Origin of the sequence: Methanospirillum sp. (genome assembly GCF_028679455.1) — an archaeon.
GTDB lineage: Archaea > Halobacteriota > Methanomicrobia > Methanomicrobiales > Methanospirillaceae > Methanospirillum.
This window is the reverse complement of the sequence record NZ_JAJRBM010000402.1, coordinates 1-3,210: the sequence shown is the minus strand read 5'-3', so window position 1 is coordinate 3,210 and position 3,210 is coordinate 1. Positions and strand designations below refer to the sequence as shown.

2 protein-coding genes are annotated in these 3,210 nt (G+C 46.3%); both read left to right on the top strand.

The genetic code is table 11. The features are described from left to right. Window positions 1-949 precede the first annotated feature (949 nt). Window positions 950-2,176, top strand: coding sequence for a hypothetical protein (locus LUQ50_RS13775; RefSeq protein ID WP_300040636.1), 1,227 nt, complete (start codon window positions 950-952; stop codon window positions 2,174-2,176). A gap of 86 nt (window positions 2,177-2,262) precedes the next feature. Continuing rightward, the gene (locus tag LUQ50_RS13770; RefSeq protein ID WP_300040634.1) at window positions 2,263-3,054 is read left to right on the top strand and encodes a phosphotransferase; all 792 of its coding nucleotides are present in this window, start codon (window positions 2,263-2,265) and stop codon (window positions 3,052-3,054) included. The last annotated feature ends 156 nt before the right edge of the window (window positions 3,055-3,210 follow it).

The following is a 3,210-nucleotide window of genomic DNA, read 5'->3' as shown; positions in this document are numbered from 1 at the left end:
CTGGTTCAATTGAAGGTACTTGATTCCAAGGTATTTGATCTGCCACTCCGGTTCCACATATAAAAATGGCACTAAACAGGAGACAAATTCCAAGTGCTACTGTTATTTTCATATTTGTTTACATCCCTCAAACATGTTGTCAATTTTCTAACAACTTATTTTTAGATGAAATTGTATTTAAACAATCCTCAAATCACCGGATGAATATACACCTAATGAGTTGTATCTTATCTCACGAAGTATGAATTATTAAGCCCCATAAATCGGTTTAACCGGATTACGAGATCTGAGTAGAATAACATTTCTCACCTCAATCTCTGATATTATATATCAATATTACTATTCTGCCGTTATAAACACCTTAATTATTCCATTTTCAAAATTTCTCCCTTTTTTTGAAAAATCAGAAAATTACTGGAATGCCTTCCTGAAGTTATGGTATATCCATTATCTTCATTGAAAATCTCGATAAATTAGAATCGAGAATACATGAACCTGAATCACGGTTACATATGAGTAGCCGCAGCAGGAGTATAAGCAGTAGTTAACCTCCATCTTCAGGTGGTTATACCCACACGAGTTGGAAAAACACAGAAAAACCTTGCGGTCAATCAGGTCACAAAGGAAAAACCCTGGAACAGATCCTAATCCGGATCATATAGAAACTCACACTCCCGATATCAGTTCCTGCTGTGGATAACGTCTTCATGGTAGAGCAGTTATTAGCATTGAAAGAAGAATGAGATATGCTCGGGGATAATTAAAATCACCCGTTTTGGTAATCCCGTTTAAATGAGTATACTACTCGAATCCCTAAAAATGGGGTTGTTAACGCTCCTCTCGATCCTGATTTTTGATACAGCCACTGAACTGTTTCATTATACACTATTATCTTCAGTGTTGAGAATCAGATACTAAAACCAGATCCATTGCCAGACCGGGAGTTTACATGAGACCAGATAACCGCCAGGCACTCAAAATCTCTGATCTTACTCTGGAGACCGTAATCATCCTCATATTTGGATTATTCATGTCCCTCTTCGGTCTGCTCGGGTTTGTGATCCAGGCCGGAACCCTCCCCTATAACCCGGACGGGGCGTACGGCCTGGTACTGGTACTCATCTCCCTGCAGATCATAACGCTTGGAAAATCTCCATTCGGGACATACCGCCGTTCCTGGAGCCTGATACTACTTGGGATCGGCATCGCTGCCATTGGGACAATCGCATGCTTTATTCCCGGACTCATCGGAGATGGTGTCAGAATACTGGTCGGTATCCTCATGACTGCCGGAGGAATCGCACTCATCCTCCATCTGATAGGTGTCAGAGCCGGAGCATGGGTACGCTCACCAGGCATCCTCCGGCATCTCGCCGTCGCCTGCGGTCTTGTATACCTGATGGAGATCCTGTTTGGCATCGTCTCGCTCATTCCTGGCATCATACCTGGATATGTTACCGCAGTTCTCTGTACCGCATTTGGAATCTCGCTCTTCTACCTTGCATGGACCCTCACCCGGATCACCCGGAGATACCCCCGGAAAACTCCCGGATCCACGTTGGGAACATCCGGAACCCCGGAGGACAATGACGGTTTCTTCCTGCTCCGGGATGCAACACTACCCACCCAGATCGCGGTCATCATCCTGCTGGGTGTGATATTCATCCTCTTTTCACTCCTCCTTATTCCGGTTGGTCTTGGTATCTTTCCGTTCTCCCGTGACAGCCAGTTCGGGCTTCTCATGGTTATTATGGCATTCCAGGTTCTGGCACTTGGAAAAACGCCTCTCGGCGTGTATGAACGGTCACTTCCCCTGATGCTCATCGGTCTAGCCGTGGTGTCCCTCGGTATCTACTCATGCATCATTCCAGGACTCATAACCGGATGGATACTCCTTCCCCTTGGAATTTGGAACATAATTGCAGGAAGTACAGGATTGATCAGACTTACGCTGCCCTATCTCTCCCGATACAGGGACCCCTGTAACGCAGATCATTCCCCCAAAAAAATGCGGGTAAATGTGGCACTCCTCCACCTGGTAACGATATTCTTCGGTATTAACGTAGTAAGCACAGGTCTTATCCCTGGGATAGCAGTCCCGGTAATCCTTTTTCTCCTCGGGCTCCTCTTCCTCCTCCTGGCACATACTCTCCTACACCTTCCGGCTTTGGGATAAGATCGGATTAATCGAATCAGTTAAGCATAAAGAAAGGCATTATATCTTACGGAAGAAGTGTCCGGACATTTTGATGAGGAATTATTATGGCTGATACCGATCAGAAAAACTCAATGTTCACAGAAATCGGGGACGACACAAAATTTCAAAAACAATACGGAGAACAGATCGGCGCCGGAATGAGTGCAGTGATATACGCCCGGAACGGAATCGCTGCGAAAGTCTTCCGTGACAGTCAGTTTCGCAGACAAGCGTTCCAGGAGGCTTTTACCATGGCGGTGGTAGAATCTCTGAATATTCCCGCACCCAGAATCTATGGGGTCGAGACCTTCCAGGACAGGCCCGTTATCCTCATGGATCATATCAAAGGAGCCTCTCTTCTTGATATTGGGTTGGAAAAACCTGAGAAGGTTGATGAGTGCATCGGGATGGCCGTTGAACTCCAGGCTTCTATGCATCAGTCTGTCCTGAATGATTTCCGCCCGCTCAGAATGGTTTTAAAAGGAAATATTATCGGAAGCCCGGGTCTCTCCCCGGAAGAAAAGGAACGGCTTCTTTCCATGCTCTCAACGTTACCTGATGGCGATGCACTCTGCCATGGAGATTTCCACGGGGGAAATATCCTCTTTGACGGTACAAAATACTACATCATTGACTGGGCCGAGGTTGCCTGCGGAGATCCTGCTGCTGATGCATGCCGGAGTTATCTCGACTATGCTCTGGCCCAGATGAAGTATGAAGAGATCTATCTTGAGAAGTACGCTGCACGTACCGGGAGATCCCAAAAAGAGGTGCTGGCCTGGCTTCCGGTAGTTGCAGGGTCAATTTACGGGTACCTCTCCGAAGAAGCGAAGAAATTAGCCAGAGCGTATTTCTGAGTGACTGGGTGATCTAGACATGGACATACCGATCAGAAATGAATCTGATCTCTCACTCGAGGTTGTCATCCTGCTCATCCTCGGGATATTTATGCTCTTTTTTGGTATCCTGCTCTTCAGTATCCATACCGGAGACCTGCCATATTCACCGGATAG